This is a genomic window from Amycolatopsis granulosa, assembly GCF_011758745.1.
Classification (GTDB): domain Bacteria; phylum Actinomycetota; class Actinomycetes; order Mycobacteriales; family Pseudonocardiaceae; genus Amycolatopsis_E; species Amycolatopsis_E granulosa.
In genome coordinates, this window is sequence record NZ_JAANOV010000001.1 from 2,398,689 (window position 1) to 2,419,328 (window position 20,640).

Here is a 20,640-nt window from a genome sequence, read left to right on the forward strand (position 1 = left end):
TCTCCAACGCGGGCCATCGGCCCCGTGTTCCCAGCATCGCCCCTCTCCTTATGGAGGTGGTGAGACGAGACTGAGAGTCACCTGAGAGAACTGTGCACGTCCTGCACGGGTTTGGCGGCGGCCGGCGCTAACCTTGCCCGCGTGACCTCCGAGACGCTCGCGGCGAGTGGCGGCGACCACACCGAGGGCTACCTGCCCGGCCACCCCGCCGACGCCGCGCTGCTCACCGCACGCGTGCGGGCGGAGGAGCTGGGTTGCGCGGTGCTGGAGCCGGACGCCGGGGCGGCGCTGTGCTTCCTGGCGACCAGCCTGCGCGCCCGCGCGGTTGTCGAGATCGGCACCGGCGTCGGGGTCAGCGGGCTCTACCTGCTGCGGGGCATGGCCCCGGACGGCGTCCTGACCTCGATCGACATCGAGCCGGAGCACCACCACGCGGCGCGTCGCACGCTCCGCGAGGCGGGGTACCCGCCCGGCCGGACGCGGTTGATCATGGGCCGGGCGCTGGACGTCCTGCCGCGGCTGACCAGCGGCGGGTACGACCTGGTGTTCGTGGACGCCGCGCGGGCGGAGTACCCGCGCTACTACGAACACGGGGTGCAGCTGCTGCGGCAGGGCGGGGTGATCGCGTTCCACGGCGTGACGGACGCCGCGCGCGGCGAGCGGCGGGATCCGGCGCTGCTGGCGGCGCGTGAGCTGGCGCGGGCGATCCGCGAGGACGAGCGGTTGGTGCCGGCACTGCTGCCGGTCGGCGGGGGGATGCTGGTCGCCGCGGTCCAGTAGCGCTGGTCCGTGTCGGCGCGCGGACCGGGAGTGACGCCGCTCGAAATTGTCGTACCCCTGGGGCACGATCTGCTCATCTGGAACTGTCCGGATCGGCGAGGGGTCGGCACATGCGTGAGGCAGTCGTCAGCGCCGCGCGGTTCATCAGCACCCGCGCGGCGGAACCCATCGGGCTGGGGGACGTCGCGGACCACGTCGGCTACAGCCCGTTCCACCTGGCGCGCGTGTTCGAGCAGGAGCTGGGCCTGCCGCCCGGCCAGTACCTCACCGCGCGGCGGTTCGAGAAGGCCAAACAGCTGCTGTTGCGCGGTGACGAGCGGATCATCGACGTCTGCAACGCGGTCGGGTTCTCCGCACCGGGCACGTTCACCACGCGGTTCACCGCGGCGGTCGGCGCCACGCCGGTGGAGTTCCGGCGGCTGCCGGAGGTCCTCACCGGCTCGCCGCCGCGACCGGTCGTCCTCCCGGGCGGCGATCGCACCGGTGGCACGGTGATGGGCACCGTCCGGCTGAGCCCGGCGGCGGCGGTGGCGCTCGGCCCGGACCCCGCGGTGTACGTCGGCCTGTTCCCGAAGCGCGTGGCGCGCGGGTTCCCGGTCAGCGGCACGCTGCTGGCGCAGCCGGGTGATTTCCTGCTCGGCGGCGTTCCGCCGGGCACGTACTGGGTGCTGTCCTCGGCGCTGCCGAGCCGGGCCGGTGCGGCGGCGCAGCTCCTGCCGGGGCGCAGCGTGGTCGGGGCGTCCTCCCGGGCGGTCCACGTGTCGGCGCAGGCCCCGGTCCACCAGCGGGACGTGCACCTCGACCTCGGCGCGGACTGGTCGACGCCGGTCCTGATCGCGCTGCCCGCTCTCGCCTCGGCCGGCGCCCAGGACCGGCGGCGGCGCCGGTGACGCGAGGTCAGGCCGGAACCGCCGCGCGCGAGCGGGCCCGGCCGGTCAGGCGCGCCACCGCCAGCCCGGCCAGCCCCAGCCACAGCACGGCCACGCCGACGAGCCAGCTCCAGCCGAAGTGGCCGAACACCACGCTGCCGAGCGTGCCGCCGACGCTGCTGCCCAGGTAGTAGGCCAGGGTGTAGGCGCCGGACGCCTGGCCGCGCGCGCCCTCCGGGGCCTCGGCCGCGGCCCACCCGTTCGCCACCGCGTGGGCGGCGAAGAACCCGCCGGTGAGCACCACGAATCCGGCCACCACCAGCGGCAGCGAATCGGGCAGCGTGAGCAGGATCCCGGTCGCCATCACGGCCAGCCCGCCGAGCACCGCCCGCCGCCGGCCGAACCGGGCGACCAGCCGGCCCGCGTTCGAGGACGACACCGAACCCACCGCGTAGGCCAGGAACACCAGCGACGCCACCGCCGGTGACAAGTTGAGCGGCGCACCGGTCAACCGGAAGCCGGCCGCGTTGTACATCGCCACGAAGGCGCCCATCGCGAGCATCGCCACGCCGTACTGCACCAGCAGCACCGGCCGCCGCAGCGCCATGCCCACTCCGCTCAGCACGTTCGGGGACCGCTCCCCCGGCGCCGTCCGGGAGGCGCCGGGCAGGGCCAGGATCGTCGTCGCGCTGAAGGCCAGCGCCACCCCCGCGACGACAGCCAGTGCGCCGTGCCAGCCCAGCGCCCCGGCGCTGAACCCGGCGGACAGCCGGCCGAGCATGCCGCCCACCGTGTTGCCCGCGATCATCGCACCGACCGCCGCGGCCACCCCGGTCTTGCCGAGCTGCTCCACCAGGTAGGCCGAGGCGACCCCCGGGAAGCCGGCGATCGCCACCCCCTGCAGCGCCCGCAGCACGAGCAGCACCGGGTACGACGGTGCGAGCGGCATCACCAGGCCCAGCACGACCGACAGCGTCACCGACGCGATGATGATCGGCCGCCTGCCGAGGATCTCCGACAACGCCGCGATCGGCAGTACCGCGATGGCCAGCGCCCCAGTCGCCACCGACACGGCGAGCGAGGCCGAACCGGGGTCGAGGTGGAACTGCGCGGCAAGCTGCGGCAGGACCGGCTGCGGGGCGTAGAGCAGCGCGAACGAGGAGATACCCGCGGCGGCGACCGCGAGCTTCACCCGGCGGGTGACCGGCATGGCGAGCACATCGACTGACACGACCTCGAAAGTAAGCTTCGCTAATCAATACGTCCAATACGACGAAGTGGCATCATCCATACCGTGTCGTATGAGATTGGCGGGGAAGCCTCCGACCAGCGGCTGGCCGCGCAGCTGGCGCCCAGCCTGGCCCTGCTGGCGGCCGTCCGGAACACTCGCAACATCACCCGTGCGGCGGAGCGGCTCGGCATCCCGCAACCGACGGTGAGCCGACGGCTCGCCGCGCTGTCCGAAGTCGTCGGGGCGCCGCTGACCCAGCCGGACGGGCGCGGGGTGCGCCTGACGCGGGCGGGCGAAATCCTCGCCGCGAGTGCGGCCCGGGCACTCACCGTGGTCGAGACCGGCGTGCGGCAGACCCGGGAGGAGATCGCACCGGACAGCGGGCACGTGGTGCTGGGCTTCCTGCACCTGCTCGGCCGGTGGCTGGTCCCCTCGCTGCTGCACGGTTTCCGGGCCGGCCATCCGGGCGTGCGGTTCTCGCTGGTCCAGGGGTCGCGACAGCACGTGCTGGACCGTCTGGCCGGCGGCGAACTGGACCTCGCCCTGGTGGCTCCGCTGCCCGACGACCCGGCGCTGGACGGTTTCGCGCTGTCGGAGCAGGAGCTGCTGCTGTCGGTTCCGGAGGCGCACCCGCTGGCGCGGCGCCGCCGGATCCGGGTCGCCGAGCTGGCCGACGAGCCGTTCGTGACGCTCGAGCACGGCTACGGGCTGCGCCAGATCGTGGACGACCTGTGCGCGGCGGCCGGGTTCGAGCCGAAGATCGCGTTCGAGAGCCAGGAATCGGACACCGCCCGCGGCCTGGTGGCGGCGGGACTCGGGGTCGCGCTGCTGCCGCACTTCGCGGGCGCATCACCGGCCGGAGTGGTGGAGGTGCCGCTGTCCCCCCGGGTCAGCCGCACGATCGGGGCGGCCTGGCGGGCGGGCGAGCAGCTGACCCCGGCGGTGCGCACCTTCCGCGACTACGTCCGCGCGAACGGCACGCGCTACGCCTGACGCGCCGGGTCTAGGCCTGGTCCGACCCGAACGCCTCCGCGAACGCCACCAGCGTCCGCGCCGCGAAACCGGTCGCGCCGGGGACCACTTCCGCGTAGGGCTTCTCGGCGCGGGCGGGACCCGCGATGTCCAGATGGGCCCACGGCAGGCCCTCGGTGAACTCGCGCAGGAACAGCGCCGCCGTGATGCCGCCGGGACCGCCGGGCGCCTGCCTGACGTCGCCCAGCTCGCCGCGCACCGCGTCGGCGTGGGCGTCCAGCAGCGGCATCCGCCACCACGCCTCCCCGACGCTCGCGCCGGCCTCGCGGATCTCGTCGGCCAGCTTGTCGTCCGTCGCGAACAACCCGCCGGTCCGCAGGCCCAGCGCGACCTTCATGGCGCCGGTCAGGGTCGCCACGTCGACCACCGCGTCCGGGCCGAACCGGCGGATGCCGTACGCCAGCGCGTCGGCCAGCACCATCCGGCCCTCGGCGTCGGTGTTGGACACCTCGGTGGTCCGCCCGCCGTAGTGCCGCACCACGTCGCCCGGCCGGTACGACGACCCGGACACGTGGTTCTCGGCCGCCGGCACCAGCGCCGTCACGCGCACCGGCAGGCGCAGCGCGGCGATCGCCCGCGCCGCGGCGATGACCGCACCACCGCCGGCCATGTCGGTGCGCATCAGGTGCATCCCGTCGGCGGGCTTCACGGACAGGCCGCCGGTGTCGAACGTGATGCCCTTGCCGACCAGCAGCAGGTGCCGGAGCGCGCCGCGCGGCCGGTAGGTCAGCTCGATCAGCCGCGGCGGGCTCGCCGAGCCGCCGCCGACCGCGAGCATCCCGCCGAAGCCCTGCGCGGCCAGCCACTGCTCGTCCCGGATGGTGGCCGACAGGCCGGGCACCTCGCCGGCCAGACGCGCGGCCGTGTCCGCCAGCCACTCCGGGTTCTTGATGTTCGATGGGGTGTTCGCGAGGTCGCGGGCCAGCGCCGTCGCCTCCGCCAGCGCCCGCACGCGCGCCACGACCCGCTGGTGCCCGGCGTCCTGGGTGACCAGCCGCAGGGTGCGCAGCACACCCGGGCCGGCATCCGCACTGACCCGGAAGCGGTACCCACCGAGCAGGGCACCCAGCATCAGCTCCGCCACCTGCTCCCCGGTGGTGTCCGCGGGCAGTTCGACCTGGACCGCCGGGACGGCGTCGGCGGCCTCCCGGGCGAGCGCGGCGCCCGCGGTGCGCCACCGCGCGGGCTCACCGTCGCCGATCCCGACCAGCCAGCGCGCGTCCCCGCCGGGCATCCGCCGGACCTCACCGGCCTTGCCGGAGTGCTCCGCCCCACCGGCCGGGCCCGCCGGAACCAGCACGGCCCGCTCGGCGCCGCGGCGGCGCTCGCCGGCGACCTCGACGTCGATCAGCCGGCTGGGAACGGACGGCAGGGGAAAGCGCGCCATCTGGCGACCTCCTGGAACTCGGGGACTGCGGCCGCGCGTGACGTCAGCCGGTGACGACGGGACGGGAACAGCTCAGCTGGTGGCCTCCTGCAGGGCGACCCCCAGGTCCTTGGCCTCTTCGGCCGACAGCTCGACGACAAGTCGCCCACCGCCCTCGAGCGGAACGCGCATCACGAGGCCCCGCCCCTCCTTAGTCACCTCGAGGGGACCATCTCCGGTCCGGGGCTTCATGGCCGCCATAGCGTGCTCCCTCCGTATCAACCGGCGCGCCCGGGTCGCGCTCTTCAAGCCAACCGGGTCAGGCCCATTCTCCCTCATCAGGATGGGCGCGCGAACGCGGACCGATCTTTTCGTGTTTGCTTGGGTGTTTGGTATCCCCCGTACCCGAGATATCAGGAGGACCTCCGGTGACCTCAGAGGACGTGCTGCTCACCGCCGACGCCGAGGGCGTCCGCACCGTGACGTTGAACCGCCCCGCCGCGTACAACTCACTCACCGTGGAACTCAAGGAGCGCCTGCTGGCCGCGCTGCGCGAGGCGGCCGGGGACCCGGCGGTGCGCGCGGTGGTGCTGACCGGAGCAGGCAAGGCGTTCTGCGCGGGCCAGGACCTCAAGGAGCACGTCGGGCTGCTCCAGGCCGGCGACCCGGCGCCGCTGCGCACGGTCCAGGACCACTACAACCCCATCGTCCGGGAGATCGTCGGCATGCCGAAGCCGGTCGTCGCGGCGGTCAAGGGGCCGGCCGCGGGCGCCGGGGCGGCCTTCGCCTACGCCGCCGACCTGCGCATCGCGGCGTCCTCGGCGAACTTCCTGATGGCCTTCGCGAACGTCGGGCTGGGTCCGGACTCGGGCGCGTCGTGGACGCTGCAGCGGCTCGTCGGGTACGGGCGGGCGGCCGAGCTGATGCTGCTCGCCCGCACCGTAGACGCCGGGGAAGCGCTCTCCCTGGGACTGGTCACCGAGGTCGTCGGGGACGAGGAGCTGGCCGACCGGGCCCAGGCGGTCGCGGCGAAGCTGGCCGCCGGGCCGACGGTGAGCTACGCCAAGATCAAGCAGGTCCTGACGGTCGCCGCGGAGGGCTCGCTGGAGGACGCGCTCGCCGCCGAGGACGCCGCCCAGACGGTGCTCGGCTCGACGGCCGACCACCGCGAGGCGGTGGAGGCGTTCGTCGCCAAGCGCAAGCCGGACTTCCAGGGCAAGTAGGTCGAGGTCCGGACCGCGGAGCCACGGCCGGCGCCGGGTCACGGAGTCGCGCGGAAGCAGGTCGCCAGGTGGTCGTCGACCATGCCGGTGGCCTGCATCAGCGCGTAGCACGTGGTCGGCCCGACGAAGGCGAACCCGCGTTTCTTCAGCGCCTTCGCCATGGCCGTCGACTCGGGCGTGATCGCCGGGACGTCGGCCATGGTGCGGGGGCGCGGGCGCTCCCCCGCCGGCGCGAACGACCACAGCAGCTCGTCCAGCGGCTGGTCCAGCGCGACGACCGCGCGGGCGTTGGTGATCGCGGCGAGGATCTTGGCCCGGTTCCGCACGATGGCGGCGTCGGCCATCAGGCGCTCGACGTCGTCGTCGCCGAACAGGGCCACCTTCTCCGGCACGAACCCGGCGAACGCGGCCCGGAAGCCGGCGCGCTTGCGCAGGATGGTGATCCAGGACAGCCCCGACTGGAACGCCTCCAGGCACAGCCGCTCGTACAGCGCGTCCTGCCCGCGCACCGGCACGCCCCACTCGGTGTCGTGGTACTCGGCGTAGTCCGGGGCCGAGTTCCCCCACGGGCACCGCGCCACCCCGTCGGCGCCGACCGTCGCCGTCATGCCTGCCCCACCGTGTAACCCTCCGCGAACCTGGCGAACCGTTTCAACGAGTACCGCAGCCCGAGCACGAACGCGGGCTTGACGACCGGCCAGCCCAGCTGCCCCGCGGGCCCGAGCGGCGGCACGAGGCTCTCCGCCCAGACGAACGTGGACCGGTGCGGTCCCTTCGCGTGCACGTGGAACGCCCCGGTGCCCTTGACGACGCTGCCCACGTGACGGACCGTGCACCGCACCGGCGGCTCCCAGCTGGTGATCTCCATCGGATCGGTGAACCCCACCCCGCGCACGCCGGTGAACGCCGTCAGCTTCGACCCGACGCTGCGGCCGTCGCCCTCGGCCACCTCGACGTAGGTGCCCAGCATCCACTCGTGCTGCCGCTCCCAGTCGGTCAGCGCGAGCCACGTGGTGCCGGCGTCCGCCTGCACGTCCACCGACAGGACCAGATCGATCATCCCGACGTCTGCCGTTCCGCCTCGAGCTCGGCGACCCGGTGCCGGAGCGTGTCGATCTCGCCGCCGAGGCGCCGCATCACCCAGTCCACTTCGGACATCTTGTACCCGCGCAGGACGAGCTGGAAGCGCACCTCCCGCACGTCCTCCCCGGTGATGTCGCGCACCGGCAGCCGCGTCGGCGAGCTGCCCGGCGGCAGCGGCGCGAGCTCCTCGCCGCGGCCGAACACGACGGCGGCCAGCAGGAACACCACCGCCGCCACCAGCAGCATGATCACGAGGTAGATCAGGGCGGTCGTCACGCAGGAAATCGTGTCACACCGGGCCGTGGTTCGTCCCGCGAGCGCACCTGCCGCATGGGCGGCCGGTCGGCGACCAGGACGTCGGTGACCTGCGGCCGCCACGTTCCGTCGTCGGGGACGAACTGGGTCAGCGCACCGGAGGCGCCCGCGTCGATCCCGCAGCGCGCCAGCGCCGTGCCGAGGATCTGCCGGGCCATGACGCCCAGCTGCAGCAGCGACCGGTTGCGGTGCTTGCGCACCCCGAGGTTGACCTGCGCGAGCCCGTCCATGCCGTACCGGGCCTCGGCGTCGAGCAGCAGCCCGATCTCCACGCCGTACCCGGCCGCGAACGGCACCGACTCGAGGAACTCGCGGGTCGCCGCGTACTCGCCGCCCAGCGGCTGGACCACCGACGACAGCGCGGGCCGCAACGCGGACAGCACCGGCCGCGCGAGCAGCTCGGTGACCCGGCCGCCGCCGGTGCCTGCCTCGGCCGTCTCCAGCCGCAGCGGCCGCCGGTAGAACCCCTTCACCAGGTGCACGTCCTCGGCGAGCAGCAGCGGGCCGAGCAGCGCGGGCACGAACCCGGGGTCGGGGTCGACCAGGTCGGAGTCGAGGAACACGACGAGGTCCCCGGTGGTCGCGGCGAGCGACCGCCACAGCACCTCACCCTTGCCCGGCAGCGGTTCGAGGTGCGGCAGCACGTCCTCGCGGCGCACGACCCGCGCGCCGGCCGCCGCGGCGACCTCGATCGTCGCGTCCGTGGAACCGGAGTCCACCACCACGAGCTCGTCGACGAGGGTGCCGGCCAGTGGCCGCACCGAGGCGATCACGTCACCGACCGTCTCCTCCTCGTCGAGCGCGGGCAGCACCACCGACACGGTCCGGCCCGCTTTCGCCCGAACCAGGTCAGCCGGGTCGAAATCGGGCTCCTGCCACGTGCGCCGCGCGAACCAGCCGGTGTCCATGACCGCCGATCGTGCCATGCTGGGATCGACGACGAACGGGAGGAACCGTGCTTTACCAGCTCATCCGCGTCCTGGCGGTCCCGGTGGTCAAACTGATCTACCGGCCGGAGGTGCGTGGCGCGGACCGGGTTCCCGAGCACGGGCCGGTGATCCTCGCGCCGAACCACCGGGCGGCCGTGGACACGACGCTGCTCGCGCTGGTCAGCCCGCGGCGGGTGCGGTTCCTCGGCAAGGCGGAGTACTTCACCGGCAAGGGGCTGAAGGGCCGGTTGATGGCCGCGTTCCTGGACGCGGTGGGGTTCGTGCCGGTCGAACGCGGCAACGCGAAGGCCGGGCTGGCCGCGCTGGAGTCCGGCCGCAAGGTGCTCGACGAGGGCGGCGTGTTCGGCATCTACCCGGAGGGCACCCGGTCGCTGGACGGCCGGCTGCACCGCGGGCACACCGGCGTCGGGTCGCTCGCGCTGGCGACCGGCGCGAAGGTGGTGCCCGTGGCGCTGATCGGGACGGAGAAGCTGGTGCCGAACGGCAAGCTGTTCCCGCGGTTCGCGAAGGTCGTCGTGGAGTTCGGCGAGCCGCTGGACTTCTCGCGCTACGACGGGCTGGACGCCTCACCGGCCATCCGGCGCGCGGTCACCGACGAGGTGATGTACGCGATCGCCGAGCTGTCCGGGCAGGAGTACGTGGACAAGTACCACAAGCGGCCCGGGGAAGCCGCCTAGCACTCCCGCTGAAGATCGTGCTCCGGCCGGCCGGACCGGGTGGACTGATCAGCGTTGCGCTGCCGGCCAGGCCGCCAGCGCCAGTTCGGCCACCTCGGTCAGCTGAGTGGCGGTGGCGCCGTCCTGGGCTCGTTGCGAGAGTCCCTGGAGGACGGTGGCGAAGTACTCGGCCAGGGCGCGGGGGCTGGCCTCGGCGGGCAGTTCCCCCGCCCGCTGTGCCTCCCGCAGCCGGGCCTCGAACCCCGCTACGTTCTTGTTGCGCAGGTCACGCAGGAATGCGCGCACTTCGGTGTCCTGCGGGCTGACGTTGATCGCCGCGCTCATGGCCAGGCAGCCCGCCGGGTGCGAGGGGTCCGGGTAGATGACCGCGGCCTCCCGGAGGATGCGCGCGAACGCCCGGTAAGCCGTGGGCTCCTCGCGAAGCGCCGCACCGGCGAAGCCGCCGACAGCTGACCGGCCGTAGGCCTCGACGACTTCCTCGAACAGCGACTTCTTGTCCCCGAAGGCCGCGTACAGGCTTCCTGAGCGGATGCCCATCGCCTCGGTCAGCTCGCCGATGGAAACGCCTTCGTAGCCGCGCTCCCAGAACAGGCGCGTGGCCGCGGTGAGCGCGGCTGCGCGGTCGAAGGTGCGCGGGCGGCCGCGTTTCGCTGTCTCGGTCATACGTCACATTCTAGAACGCTCGACCAACAAACCGTGCTACGGTCTTTCTTGGTCGATCACTCAACAAATGGAAGGTGGCCTACGATCATGGGTACGCAGCAGCTCGAGGGCAAGATCGCGCTCGTCACCGGAGGCAGCAGGGGCATCGGGCGCGCCGTCGCGGAGCGGCTCGCCCAGGACGGTGCCCTCGTCGCACTGACCTACGCCCGCGACGAAGACGCGGCGCACGACACCGTGGAGCGCATCCGGAAGGACGGCGGCCGGGCCTTCGCCATCCACGCACCGCTGGGCCGGCACGGCGACGCCGCGGCCCTGTGGTCGGGCTTCGACGCCGAGATCCGCCACCACGCACCCGGGCCGGCCGTCGACATCATCGTCAACAACGCGGGTATCGGACGCAGTGCGGACCTGGCCGCACTGACCGAGGACGGGTTCGACGAGGTCTTCGCCGTCAACGTGCGAGCGCCGTTCTTCATCGTGCAAGAGGGCCTGAAACGACTGCGCGACGCCGGCCGGATCATCAACATCTCCAGCGGCGCGGCCCACCTCGCCATGCCGGAGGCCATCGCCTACGGCGCCACCAAGAGCGCCCTGGACAACTTCACCCGCAACCTCGCCAAGGAGCTGGGCGCCCGGGGCATCACCGTGAACTCGGTCGCGCCCGGGATCATCGACACCGACGTCAACGCGGGGTGGCTGCGGGGCAACCCGGAGGCCGAAGCCCACGCGGCTTCCCTCGCCGCGCTGGGCCGCGTGGGCCGCCCGGAGGACGTGGCCGACGTCGTGGCCTTCCTCGCCTCGGACGACGCGCGCTGGGTCACCGGCAAGGTGGTCGACGCGACCGGCGGCTCCGGCCTGTGAGCCCGCGCCCCCGGGCGGGAGTCCCACCACGGGACCTCCCGCCCGGGGGAACTCACCGGTGGGATCGGGTGCGAGAGGCGAACCGGTTCGCGCGGTGGGCGGGGTGCCCGGCCGCTACTGCCACTTCGCCACGTCGGGCGCCCGGTAGGCCGCGAACGCGTCCAGCAGCGCGGCGGGGTCCTCGTCCACGAAGACCAGGTCCCGGTGCTCCGGGCGCAGGAACTTCTCCGCCACCATGTGGTCGATGAAGTCGCGGAACGGCCGGTAGTACCCGGCCACGTCGACCAGCCCGATCGGCTTGCCGTGCAGCCCCAGCTGCGCCCAGGTCCAGACCTCGGCCAGCTCCTCGAGGGTGCCCGCCCCGCCGGGCAGGGCGAGGAAGGCGTCGGCGTACTCGGCCATCTTCGCCTTGCGCTCGTGCATGTCGGCGGTCACCACCAGCTCCGACAGGTGGTCGTGAGCGATCTCGACGCGCTTGAGGTGCTCCGGGATCACGCCGATCACCTCGCCGCCCGCGGCCAGCGCGCCACCGGCGACCGCACCCATCAGGCCGACGCTCGCGCCGCCGTACACCAGTCCGATGCCGCGCTCGGCGAGCAGCTTGCCCAGCCCGGTGGCCGCGTCGGCGTACACCGGATCGCCGCCGCCGGACGACCCGCAAAACACACAGATCCGCTTCACCTAGTGCGTGTCCTCCCATGCCTTGTAGGCATCCTCGACCATCGCGACCGCCTCGTCCACGTCGTCGGTGAGGTGCAGCAGCGCGAGGTCCGAATCGCTGATCTTGCCCTGGGCGTGCACCGAGTCGCGCACCCAGTCGTAGAGCCCGCCCCAGTAGGACCGTCCGAACAGGACCACCGGGAACTTCGTCACCTTCTTGGTCTGGACCAGCGTGAGCGCCTCGAACAACTCGTCCAGTGTGCCGAACCCGCCGGGCAGGCAGATGAACGCCTGCGCGTACTTGATGAACATCGTCTTGCGGGCGAAGAAATACCGGAAGTTCACCCCGAGATCGACCCACGGGTTCAGACCCTGCTCGAACGGCAGCTCGATGCCCAGCCCGACGGACAGACCGCCGGCTTCCGACGCGCCGCGGTTGACCGCCTCCATCGCGCCCGGGCCGCCGCCGGTGATCACGGCGAACCCGGCGCCGGCCAGGCCGGCACCGATCTTGCGGCCCAGCTCGTACTCGGGGTGGTCGCGGGGCGTGCGGGCGGAACCGAACACGGTGACCGCGCGCGGCACCTCGGCCAGCGCGCCGAAGCCCTCGACGAACTCGGCCTGGATGCGCATGACCCGCCACGGGTCGGTGTGCACCCAGTCGCTGGGCCCGCGCGAGTCGAGCAGGCGCTGGTCGGTCGTGGTCGACTCGATGCGCCGGTCGCGGCGCAGCACGACCGGTCCCCGCTGCTTCTCCCGCGGGTGCTCGGGATACTCGGACGTTCCGTCCACCTCTGACCCTGTCACCTCGCCGAGCTTACTGGGCCAGGAAGTCCCGCAGCACCCGCGTAACCTGCCGGATCTCCCGGGCCGCCACGCGCTCCTCGCGGGTGTGCGCGAGGGTCGGATCACCCGGGCCGAAGTTCACCGCCGGCATGCCCAGCGCGGCGAACCGGGCCACGTCGGTCCAGCCCAGTTTCGCCGCGACCCGGCCGCCCGCCGCCTCGACCAGCTCGGCCGTCGCGGGCGCGGTCAGCCCGGGCAGCGCGCCCGGTGACAAGTCCACAACGGACAGTTCGTAGCCGTCGAACACCTCCCGCAGGTGCTTTTCCGCCTGTTCCGCGCTGCGGTCCGGGGCGAACCGGAAGTTCACCGCGAGCACCGCCTCGTCCGGCACGACGTTGCCGGCGACGCCGCCGGAGACCCGCACCGCCTGCAGGCCCTCCCGGTAGGTGAGGCCGTCGATGTCCACGGTCCGCGCCTGGTACGCCTCCAGCCGCCGCAGCGGTTCGCCGAGCGCGTGGATCGCGTTCACACCCATCCACGCCCGCGCGGTGTGGGCGCGCCTGCCGGGCAACCGCAGCTCGACCCGCATGGTGCCCTGGCAGCCGGCCTCGACGACCGCGTTCGACGGTTCGCCGACGATCGCCAGGTCACCGGCGAGCCAGTCCGGCAGCTCCCGCTCGATGCGGCCGAGACCGTTGCGCACGGCCTCGACCTCCTCGTTGTCGTAGAAGACGAACGTGACGTCGTGCCGCGGCTCGGTGACGGTGGCCGCGAGGTGCAGGAACACCGCGTCGCCGCCCTTCATGTCCACCGTGCCGAGCCCGTGCAGCACCTCGTCGTCGCCGGAGCCCTCGCGGCGCACCGGGAGGTTCTCGTTGACCGGCACGGTGTCCAGGTGCCCGGCGAGCACCACGCGCGAGCGGCGGCCCAGGTTGGTCCTGGCGAGCACGGCGTCGCCGTTGCGCACCACCTCCAGGTGCCCGGCCTGCGCACGGAGGGCGGACAGCACCGCGTCGGCGAGCGCGGCCTCCTGACCGGAGACGCTGTGGACGTCCGCCAGCGCGGCGGTCAGGTCGACCGGGTCGGCGTGCAGGTCGAGAGTGGTCATGCCCCGACTCTAAGGGGTGCCGTACGGTGAACACGTGCGCACGTGGAAGCCCCTGATCACCCTCGGCGCGGTGGCACTGGTGCTGGCGGGCTGCTCCAACGAGGCCGGGCCGACCCCGAAGGGCAGTGTCGGCCAGGCGACCAGTCCGTACGCGCTGTCGGTCAAGCTCGACGCCATCACCACCGACGGGTGCTTCCGCGAGCCGGCCGGATCGACCCCCCGGGGCTGCGCCAAGTACGTCACCGAGCTGGGCAGCGTCCCCGGCCTGGCGCGCGAGCAGGCCGGCACCAAGCACCCGGACCTGGTCGCCACGGCGAACGACCTGGACAAGGGCATCGGCGCCTACCGCGACAACCACTGCGACACCGTCCCCCAGCCCGGTGGCGCGTGCACCACGGCGCTCACCGCGATCGCGGACAGCCTGCGGTCGGCGAAGCAACTGGTGGACACCCAGCTGACGAACCACTGAGTTACGGTTACGGCCGTGAGCGAGCAGACCCCGAACCCCGAGACCACCGGTGCGCACGGCGTCGGCCTGGCCACCGTCACCACCGACGGGACCGTGCTGGACACCTGGTTCCCCCAGCCCAAGCTGAGCGAGCCCGGCACCAGCGGGACCGAGCGGCTGACCCGCGACCAGGCCGCCGAGCTCCTGGGCGAGGAGGCCGCCGCGCTGCTCGGGCCGGACGACGCCCGCGGCGTCGAGGTGGTCGCGGTCCGCACCACCATCGGCACCCTCGCGCAGCCCCCGGCCGACGCGCACGACGTCTACCTGCGCCTGCACCTGCTGTCGCACCGCCTGGTGCAGCCGCACGGGCAGAACCTCGACGGCATCTTCGGGCTGCTGGCCAACGTCGTGTGGACCAACCACGGCCCGTGCCAGGTCGAGGGCTTCGAGCGGACCCGCCTGCGGCTGCGCGCACGCGGCCCGGTCACCGTCTACAGCGTCGACAAGTTCCCGCGGATGGTCGACTACGTGGTGCCGGCCGGTGTCCGGATCGGGGACGCCGACCGCGTGCGCCTCGGCGCGCACCTGGCCAGTGGCACCACGGTCATGCACGAAGGTTTCGTGAACTTCAACGCCGGCACGCTCGGCGCGTCGATGGTCGAGGGCCGCATCTCGGCCGGGGTGGTCGTCGGCGACGGCACCGACGTCGGCGGCGGCGCGTCGATCATGGGCACGCTGTCCGGCGGCGGCAAGGAGATCATCTCGCTCGGTGAGCGCTGCCTGATCGGCGCCAACGGCGGGGTGGGCATCTCGCTGGGTGACGACTCGGTGGTCGAGGCCGGGCTGTACGTCACCGCGGGCACGAAGGTCGTGGTCGAGGGCAAGACCGTCAAGGCGCGTGAGCTGTCCGGCATTTCCGGCGCGTTGTTCCGGCGCAACTCCGGGACCGGCGCGGTCGAGGCCGTGCCGCGCACCGGGGCCGGCATCGAGCTGAACGAAATGCTGCACGCGAACTGAGTTCGTCCCGCGGCCAGGCGCCGGGCTCACCGGCGCCTGGCAGGCGGCAGTGCCGCGGCCGATGCCGCACGGGGTGCTACTGGAGCCGCTCGGCCGCGGCCTCGACGCGCTCGTCGGTCGCGGTCAGCGCGATCCGGACGTGCCGGCCGCCCGCGGGACCGTAGAAAGTGCCCGGCGCGACGAGGATCCCGCGCTCGGACAGCCACTGCACGGTCTGCCAGGCGTCCTCCCCGCGGGTGGCCCACAGGTACAGCCCGGCCTCGGAGTGGTCGATGTCGAAACCGTTGTCCTGCAACGCCTTGTGCAGCACCACGCGGCGGCGCGCGTAGCGTTCGCGCTGGGTCTCCAGCGCGCTGTCGTCGGCCAGCGCGGCGGTCATCGCCTCCTGCACCGGGCGCGGCACGATCATGCCGGCGTGCTTGCGCACCGCCAGCAGCCCGGCGACCAGCTCCGGGTCACCGGTGACGAACCCGGCCCGGTAGCTCGCCAGGTTCGCGGACTTGGACAGCGAGTGCACGGCCAGCAGGTTGTCGTGGCGGCCGCCGCACACCGAGGGGTGCAGGATCGACACCGGATCGGCCTCCCAGCCGAGCGCGAGGTAGCACTCGTCGGAGACCACGATCACGTCCTGCTCACGCGCCCACTCCACGATGCCGCGGAGGGTGCCCGCATCGGCCACCCGGCCGGTCGGGTTGGACGGCGAGTTCAGCCAGACCATCGCGGGCGGCTCGGCGAGCTCCCGCGGATCGTCGCTGCGCAGCACGCCGGCACCGGCCAGCAGCGCACCCACTTCGTACGTCGGGTACGCGAGTTCGGGGATCACCACGGTGTCGCCCGGCTCGGCGCCGAGCAGCCGCGGCAGCCATGCCACGAGCTCCTTGGACCCGATCGTGGGCAGCACCGCCACCGGGTCCACGCCCGTCACGCCGTGCCGCCGGCGCAGCGCCGCCACCGCGGCGGCGCGCAGTTCGGGCGTGCCGTGCGTGGTCGGGTAGCCCGGGATCTCGGAGACCGACGCCAGCGCGGCCCGGATCGACTCCGGCACCGGATCGACCGGAGTGCCGATCGACAGGTCGACCAGGCCACCCGGATGGGACTTGGCCCGCGCCGCGGGCCCGGCGAGCGAGTCCCAGGGGAAGTCGGGCAGGCCGGTACCGCCGCGGTTCATTCGCCCTGCGGCGGCAGGTCCTTGATCCACTGGGGATCGTTGCTGGTCTTGCCGACCTTGGAGGCGCCGCCGGGCGAGCCCAGGCTGTCGAAGAAGTCGACGTTGGCCTTGGTGTACTCGGCCCACTCGTCCGGCACGTCGTCCTCGTAGTAGATCGCCTCGACCGGGCACACCGGCTCGCAGGCGCCGCAGTCCACGCACTCGTCGGGGTGGATGTAGAGCATGCGGTCGCCCTCGTAGATGCAGTCGACAGGGCACTCGTCGATGCACGCCTTGTCGAGCACGTCGACGCAGGGCTCGGCGATCACGTACGTCACTGCGGTCTCCTGCTAGGTCAAAGGATCCACTACTCATGCTGGACATTACGCGCAGACGTGGTGGCCTTCCACAGTGAGGCCACCCTTAATCCGGCGGCCGGCGAGCACAATGGGAGCCGTGGACGCCTTCGAGGAGCTCGAGCTGCGCTGTGCCGACGCCTGGCCCGCAGTGACCGTGGACAAGATCGGTGACTGGCGGCTTCGCGCCGCGGGCGGGTTCACCGGCCGGGCCAACAGCGCGCTGGCGGTCGGCGATCCCGGGATGCCGATCGCGAGCGCCCTGCGGGAGGTGTGTGACTTCGCCCACGCCCACGACATTCCGCCGGTCCTGCACGCGGTCGTGGGCAGCGCGAACGAGCGCGCGATCGAAGCGGCGGGCTGGGTGCCGAACACCGGCCACGTGGCCGGGCACCGCGTGTCGGTGCTCACCGGTCCGCTGGGCACCGGCGCCGAGGGTGCCGGGGGCGCCACGGTGCTCGCGTCCCCGACGGCCGGGTGGTGGGAACTGACTGTCGGACGGCCCGAGCCCACCGCGGCCGAGCGGCACGTGCTGACCACCGGCGAGGTCGGCTACGGGGTCGCGGAAGTGACCGGCGTCACCGCGGGCGTGGTGCGCGCGGCCGTCGCCGGCGACGTCCTGCACCTCGCCCGGCTCGAGGTCCGGTCCCGGCACCGCCGCCGTGGCCTCGGCTCGGCGCTGATGGCCGCGTGCGGGGCGTGGGCGGCACGCCGCGGCGCGCGGCGGACGGTGCTGCAGGTCGCGGCCGGCAACCACGCGGCGCTCGCGTTGTACCGGCGGCTCGGGTTCACCGAGCACCACGAGTACCGGTACTGGGTCCCCCGCCCCCGGGCGTGCGAGGATCGCTCGCTGTGAAGGTTGTCGTAGTTGTCGGCGGGGTGGGCGGCGCCCGCTTCCTGCTCGGAGTCAAAGCGGCGCTGGGCCTGCCCCCGATCGGCCCTGGCGAGTCACCGCACGAGATCACCGCGGTGGTGAACACCGGTGACGACGTGTGGATGCACGGTCTGCGCATCAGTCCGGACCTGGACACCTGCATGTACACGCTCGGCGGTGGCATCGACACCGAGCGTGGCTGGGGCCACCAGGGCGAGACCTGGGTGGTGAAGGAGGAGCTGGCCGCCTACGGCGCCGAGCCGACCTGGTTCGGCCTCGGCGACAAGGACATCGCCACCCACTTGATCCGCAGCCGCATGCTGCGCGCCGGCTACCCGTTGTCCGCGGTCACCGAGGCGCTGTGCGACCGGTGGCAGCCGGGCGTGCGGCTGCTGCCGATGACCGACGACCGGGTCGAGACCCACGTCGTCATCGACGACCCGGACGAGCCCGGCAACCGCAAGGCGATCCACTTCCAGGAATGGTGGGTGCGCTACCGCGCGGAACCCCCGGCGCATTCGATCGTGCCGGTCGGCGTCGAGGAGGCCAAGCCGGCACCGGGCGTGCTGGACGCGTTCGCCGAGGCCGACGCGGTCCTGTTCGCACCGTCCAATCCGGTCGTCTCGGTCGGGACGGTGCTGGCCGTGCCCGGCGTCAAGGAGGCGCTGCGCAAGACCGACGCCGGCGTGGTCGGCGTGTCCCCGATCATCAGCGGCAAGCCGGTGCGCGGCATGGCCGACGCGTGCCTGACCGCGATCGGGGTGGAGACATCGGCGGAGGCGGTCGGCATCCACTACGGATCGCGGCAGACCTCGGAGGACGGGCTGCTCGACGGCTGGCTCGTCGCGGAGGGCGAAACCGTGCACGTGCCGGGCGTCGCGGTGCGCGCCGTGCCACTGTTGATGTCCGATGTGGACGCCACCGCCGCCATGGCCGCTGCGGCCCTGGAACTCGCGGGGGTCGACGTTGACTGACCACTCCACCCGACGGCTGGAGATCCTGCCGGTGGAAGGGCTGCCGGAGTTCCGTCCCGGCGACGACCTGACGGGCGCGATCGCGTCCGCCGCGCCGTGGCTGCGCTCCGGTGACGTCGTCGTGGTCACCAGCAAGGTCGTGTCCAAGATCGAGGGACAGCTGGTTCGCGTGCCCGCCGATCCGGAGGCGCGCGACGCGGCCCGGCGCGAGCTGGTCGAGCGCGAGGCGGTGCGGGTGCTCGCGCGGTTCAACCGGACGCTGATCACGCAGAACCGCATCGGCATCGTCCAGGCCGCGTCCGGGGTGGATGCGTCCAATGTGGAGGGCGACGAGATCGCGCTGCTGCCGGCCGACCCGGACGCCTCCGCGCTGGCGCTGCGCAACGGGCTGCGCGAGCGGCTCGGCGTGGAGATCGCGGTCGTGGTCACCGACACGATGGGCCGGGCGTGGCGGGTCGGGCAGACCGACAACGCCATCGGCGCCAGCGGCATCCGGGTGCTGCACTCCTACGAGGGCGAGGTCGACGCCCAGGGCAACGAGCTGCAGGTCACCGAGATCGCGGTGGCGGACGAGATCGCGGCGGCCGCGGACCTGGTGAAGGGCAAGCTGACCGCCACCCCGGTCGCGGTGGTACGCGGGCTGGAGCTGACCGACGACGGGTCCACCGCGCGCAAGCTGGTGCGACCGTCCGAAGAGGACATGTTCTCGCTCGGCACGCGGGAGGCGATCGCGCAGGGCCGGCGCGAGGCGGTGCTGGTGCGCCGGTCGGTGCGCTCGTTCACCGGCGAGCCGGTCGACCCGGAGGCGGTGCGCCGCGCGATCGGCGCCGGGCTGACCGCGCCCGCGCCGCACCACACGCGGCCGGTGCGGTTCGTCTGGCTGCGCGACCGCGGGCTGCGCACGAAGCTGCTGGAGGCGATGCGCGCCGCCTGGCGGGCCGACCTGTCGCGCGACGCGTTCACCGAGGAGCAGATCGCGAAGCGGATCGCGCGCGGCGACATCCTGTTCGACGCGCCGGAGGTGGTGATCCCGTTCCTGGTGCCCGACGGCATGCACACGTATCCGGACGAGCGGCGCAACGCCTGCGAGCGGACGATGTTCACCGTCGCCGGGGGTGCCGCGGTGCAGGGGCTGCTCGTGGCGCTGGCGGCCGAGGACCTGGGATCCTGCTGGATCGGGTCGACGATCTTCGCCGCGGACGTGGTGCGCGAGGTGCTGGGGCTGGAGCCGTCGTGGCAGCCGCTGGGCGCGGTGGCCATCGGACATCCGGATGCGGCCGCCTTGCCGCGCGAGCCGAGGACCGACGGACTGGTGGAGCTGTGAGCCTGCACGCGGACGCCGTGGCGACGCTGACGAAGTGGCCGGCGGGGACCAGCGGGCAGGAGGCGCTGCGGCACGCGTTCCTCGGTTTCCTCGCCGCGCGGGAGGACGCGTGCCGCCGGGCGTGCGCGGCCGGGCACATCACGGCCTCGGCGGTGGTGCTCGACCAGTCGCGTACGCACGTGCTGCTGACCCTGCACCCGCGGGTCGGGCGGTGGGTGCAGCTGGGCGGGCACTGCGAGGAATCGGATGCTTCGCTGTCGGCGGCGGCGCTGCGCGAGGCGTCGGAGGAGTCCGGGCTGAGCGGGCTGACCATCTCGGCTGAGCCCGTGCACCTCGACGTGCACCCGGTGACCTGCTCGCTCGGGGTGCCGACGCGGCACTTCGACGTGCGGTACGTGGTGACCGCACCGGACGGTGCGGCACCGGTGCGCAGCGCGGAGTCCGACGACCTGCGCTGGTGGCCGCTGGCCGCGCTGCCGCCCGGGTCGGAGGCGGATCTGACGGAGCTGATCGCGGCGGCGTGCGCATGATCGTGCCGGTCGACCCGTCGTCCGGGGTGCCGCCGTTCGAGCAGGTCCGGTCCGGACTGGCGCGGCGGATCAACGACGGGACGCTGGCGGTGGGCACGAAGCTGCCGACGGTGCGGGGGCTGGCCGGGGAACTGGGCATCGCGCCGAACACGATCGCGCGCGCGTACCGGGAGCTGGAGGACGCGGGCCTGATCGAGACCCGCGGCCGGGCCGGTTCCTTCGTGGCCGCCGCCGGCGACGAGTCACGCGCCCGCGCCCGCGAAGCGGCGGAGAGCTACGCCGCCGTGACCCGCGCACTCGGCCTGTCCCCGGACGAAGCGCTGCAGATCGCCCGCGCCGCACTGAACCACACCCGCTGACCGCGCG

General features: G+C 73.2%; 26 protein-coding genes. 13 read left to right on the top strand and 13 right to left on the bottom strand.

All coding sequences use genetic code 11. The features are described from left to right. The first annotated feature begins 141 nt into the window (after nt 1-141). Complete coding sequence (locus FHX45_RS11555) at nt 142-780, top strand: class I SAM-dependent methyltransferase (RefSeq protein ID WP_167099931.1); 639 nt, start codon at nt 142-144, stop codon at nt 778-780. Between the two features lie 110 nt (nt 781-890). Beyond that, nucleotides 891-1,670 (top strand): helix-turn-helix transcriptional regulator, encoded by a 780-nt coding sequence (locus tag FHX45_RS11560; protein ID WP_167099934.1) that lies wholly within the window; start codon nt 891-893, stop codon nt 1,668-1,670. Between the two features lie 7 nt (nt 1,671-1,677). Here FHX45_RS11560 and FHX45_RS11565 read toward each other — a convergent pair whose 3' ends face one another. Further along, on the bottom strand, nt 1,678-2,841 hold the full coding sequence (locus FHX45_RS11565; RefSeq protein ID WP_424923834.1) for an MFS transporter: 1,164 nt from the start codon (nt 2,839-2,841) through the stop codon (nt 1,678-1,680). A 102-nt stretch (nt 2,842-2,943) separates the two neighbouring features. Between FHX45_RS11565 and FHX45_RS11570 the strand changes: the two genes are divergently transcribed. After that, nucleotides 2,944-3,873 carry a LysR substrate-binding domain-containing protein gene (locus FHX45_RS11570; RefSeq protein WP_167099937.1) on the top strand — a complete coding sequence of 310 codons (930 nt, stop codon included), beginning with the start codon at nt 2,944-2,946 and terminating at the stop codon, nt 3,871-3,873. Nucleotides 3,874-3,883: 10 nt separating this feature from the next. Here the strand turns inward: FHX45_RS11570 and FHX45_RS11575 are convergent, their stop codons facing one another. Further along, nucleotides 3,884-5,299 (bottom strand): leucyl aminopeptidase family protein, encoded by a 1,416-nt coding sequence (locus FHX45_RS11575; protein WP_167099939.1) that lies wholly within the window; start codon nt 5,297-5,299, stop codon nt 3,884-3,886. A 72-nt stretch (nt 5,300-5,371) separates the two neighbouring features. Then, nucleotides 5,372-5,539 carry a DUF3117 domain-containing protein gene (locus FHX45_RS11580; protein ID WP_081617745.1) on the bottom strand — a complete coding sequence of 56 codons (168 nt, stop codon included), beginning with the start codon at nt 5,537-5,539 and terminating at the stop codon, nt 5,372-5,374. Between the two features lie 167 nt (nt 5,540-5,706). Here FHX45_RS11580 and FHX45_RS11585 point away from each other — a divergent pair, with 167 nt between their 5' ends. Then, entirely contained in the window at nt 5,707-6,501 is a 795-nt protein-coding gene (locus FHX45_RS11585) for an enoyl-CoA hydratase-related protein (protein WP_167099942.1), read from the top strand. Nucleotides 6,502-6,539: 38 nt separating this feature from the next. Here the strand turns inward: FHX45_RS11585 and FHX45_RS11590 are convergent, their stop codons facing one another. From FHX45_RS11590 to FHX45_RS11605, 4 genes are read right to left on the bottom strand one after another with little or no spacing between them, the layout of a single operon-like run. Beyond that, nucleotides 6,540-7,109 (bottom strand): DNA-3-methyladenine glycosylase I, encoded by a 570-nt coding sequence (locus tag FHX45_RS11590; RefSeq protein ID WP_167099945.1) that lies wholly within the window; start codon nt 7,107-7,109, stop codon nt 6,540-6,542. Next, a complete protein-coding gene (locus FHX45_RS11595) occupies nt 7,106-7,561 on the bottom strand; it encodes an SRPBCC family protein (RefSeq protein WP_167099948.1) in 456 nt (151 codons plus the stop codon). The genes FHX45_RS11590 and FHX45_RS11595 overlap by 4 nt, the downstream gene beginning before the upstream one ends. Then, nucleotides 7,558-7,860 (bottom strand): DivIVA domain-containing protein, encoded by a 303-nt coding sequence (locus FHX45_RS11600; RefSeq protein ID WP_167099951.1) that lies wholly within the window; start codon nt 7,858-7,860, stop codon nt 7,558-7,560. The genes FHX45_RS11595 and FHX45_RS11600 overlap by 4 nt, the downstream gene beginning before the upstream one ends. After that, entirely contained in the window at nt 7,857-8,807 is a 951-nt protein-coding gene (locus FHX45_RS11605) for a glucosyl-3-phosphoglycerate synthase (RefSeq protein ID WP_167099954.1), read from the bottom strand. Before FHX45_RS11605 ends, FHX45_RS11600 begins: the two co-directional genes overlap by 4 nt. A 47-nt stretch (nt 8,808-8,854) precedes the next feature. Between FHX45_RS11605 and FHX45_RS11610 the strand changes: the two genes are divergently transcribed. After that, complete coding sequence (locus FHX45_RS11610) at nt 8,855-9,526, top strand: 1-acyl-sn-glycerol-3-phosphate acyltransferase (protein ID WP_167099957.1); 672 nt, start codon at nt 8,855-8,857, stop codon at nt 9,524-9,526. Nucleotides 9,527-9,574: 48 nt separating this feature from the next. Here FHX45_RS11610 and FHX45_RS11615 read toward each other — a convergent pair whose 3' ends face one another. Next, nucleotides 9,575-10,189 carry a TetR/AcrR family transcriptional regulator gene (locus tag FHX45_RS11615; RefSeq protein ID WP_167099960.1) on the bottom strand — a complete coding sequence of 205 codons (615 nt, stop codon included), beginning with the start codon at nt 10,187-10,189 and terminating at the stop codon, nt 9,575-9,577. An 87-nt stretch (nt 10,190-10,276) separates the two neighbouring features. On the opposite strand from FHX45_RS11615, the gene FHX45_RS11620 reads away from it, so the two are divergent. Then, nucleotides 10,277-11,050 carry an SDR family oxidoreductase gene (locus FHX45_RS11620; protein WP_167099963.1) on the top strand — a complete coding sequence of 258 codons (774 nt, stop codon included), beginning with the start codon at nt 10,277-10,279 and terminating at the stop codon, nt 11,048-11,050. 114 nt (nt 11,051-11,164) lie between these two features. Here FHX45_RS11620 and FHX45_RS11625 read toward each other — a convergent pair whose 3' ends face one another. The 3 genes from FHX45_RS11625 to dapE are packed head-to-tail and all read right to left on the bottom strand — an operon-like array spanning nt 11,165 to nt 13,604. After that, the gene (locus tag FHX45_RS11625) at nt 11,165-11,731 is read right to left on the bottom strand and encodes a TIGR00730 family Rossman fold protein (RefSeq protein WP_167099966.1); all 567 of its coding nucleotides are present in this window, start codon (nt 11,729-11,731) and stop codon (nt 11,165-11,167) included. Then, entirely contained in the window at nt 11,732-12,502 is a 771-nt protein-coding gene (locus FHX45_RS11630) for a TIGR00730 family Rossman fold protein (protein ID WP_167108766.1), read from the bottom strand. A 25-nt stretch (nt 12,503-12,527) separates the two neighbouring features. Next, nucleotides 12,528-13,604 (bottom strand): succinyl-diaminopimelate desuccinylase, encoded by a 1,077-nt coding sequence (gene dapE, locus FHX45_RS11635; protein WP_167099969.1) that lies wholly within the window; start codon nt 13,602-13,604, stop codon nt 12,528-12,530. Between the two features lie 34 nt (nt 13,605-13,638). On the opposite strand from dapE, the gene FHX45_RS11640 reads away from it, so the two are divergent. Then, a complete protein-coding gene (locus FHX45_RS11640; protein ID WP_167099972.1) occupies nt 13,639-14,073 on the top strand; it encodes a hypothetical protein in 435 nt (144 codons plus the stop codon). Between the two features lie 15 nt (nt 14,074-14,088). Next, nucleotides 14,089-15,069 carry a 2,3,4,5-tetrahydropyridine-2,6-dicarboxylate N-succinyltransferase gene (gene dapD / locus FHX45_RS11645; RefSeq protein ID WP_167099975.1) on the top strand — a complete coding sequence of 327 codons (981 nt, stop codon included), beginning with the start codon at nt 14,089-14,091 and terminating at the stop codon, nt 15,067-15,069. Nucleotides 15,070-15,145: 76 nt separating this feature from the next. Here the strand turns inward: dapD and dapC are convergent, their stop codons facing one another. Next, a complete protein-coding gene (gene dapC, locus FHX45_RS11650) occupies nt 15,146-16,237 on the bottom strand; it encodes a succinyldiaminopimelate transaminase (protein ID WP_167099978.1) in 1,092 nt (363 codons plus the stop codon). Further along, nucleotides 16,234-16,554, bottom strand: a complete 321-nt coding sequence (gene fdxA, locus FHX45_RS11655) for a ferredoxin (RefSeq protein ID WP_020420964.1) — start codon at nt 16,552-16,554, stop codon at nt 16,234-16,236. Before fdxA ends, dapC begins: the two co-directional genes overlap by 4 nt. Nucleotides 16,555-16,672: 118 nt before the next feature. On the opposite strand from fdxA, the gene FHX45_RS11660 reads away from it, so the two are divergent. The 5 genes from FHX45_RS11660 to FHX45_RS11680 are packed head-to-tail and all read left to right on the top strand — an operon-like array spanning nt 16,673 to nt 20,633. Continuing rightward, nucleotides 16,673-17,428, top strand: coding sequence for a GNAT family N-acetyltransferase (locus FHX45_RS11660; RefSeq protein ID WP_167099981.1), 756 nt, complete (start codon nt 16,673-16,675; stop codon nt 17,426-17,428). Then, nucleotides 17,425-18,420, top strand: coding sequence for a 2-phospho-L-lactate transferase (gene cofD, locus FHX45_RS11665; RefSeq protein WP_167099984.1), 996 nt, complete (start codon nt 17,425-17,427; stop codon nt 18,418-18,420). Before FHX45_RS11660 ends, cofD begins: the two co-directional genes overlap by 4 nt. Beyond that, nucleotides 18,413-19,744, top strand: a complete 1,332-nt coding sequence (locus FHX45_RS11670) for a coenzyme F420-0:L-glutamate ligase (RefSeq protein ID WP_167099987.1) — start codon at nt 18,413-18,415, stop codon at nt 19,742-19,744. Before cofD ends, FHX45_RS11670 begins: the two co-directional genes overlap by 8 nt. Beyond that, nucleotides 19,741-20,274, top strand: coding sequence for an NUDIX domain-containing protein (locus tag FHX45_RS11675; RefSeq protein WP_167099990.1), 534 nt, complete (start codon nt 19,741-19,743; stop codon nt 20,272-20,274). The genes FHX45_RS11670 and FHX45_RS11675 overlap by 4 nt, the downstream gene beginning before the upstream one ends. Next, on the top strand, nt 20,271-20,633 hold the full coding sequence (locus FHX45_RS11680) for a GntR family transcriptional regulator (RefSeq protein ID WP_167108770.1): 363 nt from the start codon (nt 20,271-20,273) through the stop codon (nt 20,631-20,633). The genes FHX45_RS11675 and FHX45_RS11680 overlap by 4 nt, the downstream gene beginning before the upstream one ends. Nucleotides 20,634-20,640: the final 7 nt, after the last annotated feature.

What these genes read in the sequence shown, in the direction of transcription:
- FHX45_RS11580 (WP_081617745.1), bottom strand. Translation starts at nt 5,539, where the DNA reads ATGGCGGCCATGAAGCCCCGGACCGGAGATGGTCCCCTCGAGGTGACT.
- FHX45_RS11595 (WP_167099948.1), bottom strand. Translation starts at nt 7,561, where the DNA reads ATGATCGATCTGGTCCTGTCGGTGGACGTGCAGGCGGACGCCGGCACC.
- FHX45_RS11620 (WP_167099963.1), top strand. Translation starts at nt 10,277, where the DNA reads ATGGGTACGCAGCAGCTCGAGGGCAAGATCGCGCTCGTCACCGGAGGC.
- FHX45_RS11615 (WP_167099960.1), bottom strand. Translation starts at nt 10,189, where the DNA reads ATGACCGAGACAGCGAAACGCGGCCGCCCGCGCACCTTCGACCGCGCA.
- dapE (WP_167099969.1), bottom strand. Translation starts at nt 13,604, where the DNA reads ATGACCACTCTCGACCTGCACGCCGACCCGGTCGACCTGACCGCCGCG.
- dapC (WP_167099978.1), bottom strand. Translation starts at nt 16,237, where the DNA reads ATGAACCGCGGCGGTACCGGCCTGCCCGACTTCCCCTGGGACTCGCTC.
- FHX45_RS11575 (WP_167099939.1), bottom strand. Translation starts at nt 5,299, where the DNA reads ATGGCGCGCTTTCCCCTGCCGTCCGTTCCCAGCCGGCTGATCGACGTC.
- FHX45_RS11560 (WP_167099934.1), top strand. Translation starts at nt 891, where the DNA reads ATGCGTGAGGCAGTCGTCAGCGCCGCGCGGTTCATCAGCACCCGCGCG.
- FHX45_RS11590 (WP_167099945.1), bottom strand. Translation starts at nt 7,109, where the DNA reads ATGACGGCGACGGTCGGCGCCGACGGGGTGGCGCGGTGCCCGTGGGGG.
- FHX45_RS11605 (WP_167099954.1), bottom strand. Translation starts at nt 8,807, where the DNA reads ATGGACACCGGCTGGTTCGCGCGGCGCACGTGGCAGGAGCCCGATTTC.
- FHX45_RS11680 (WP_167108770.1), top strand. Translation starts at nt 20,271, where the DNA reads ATGATCGTGCCGGTCGACCCGTCGTCCGGGGTGCCGCCGTTCGAGCAG.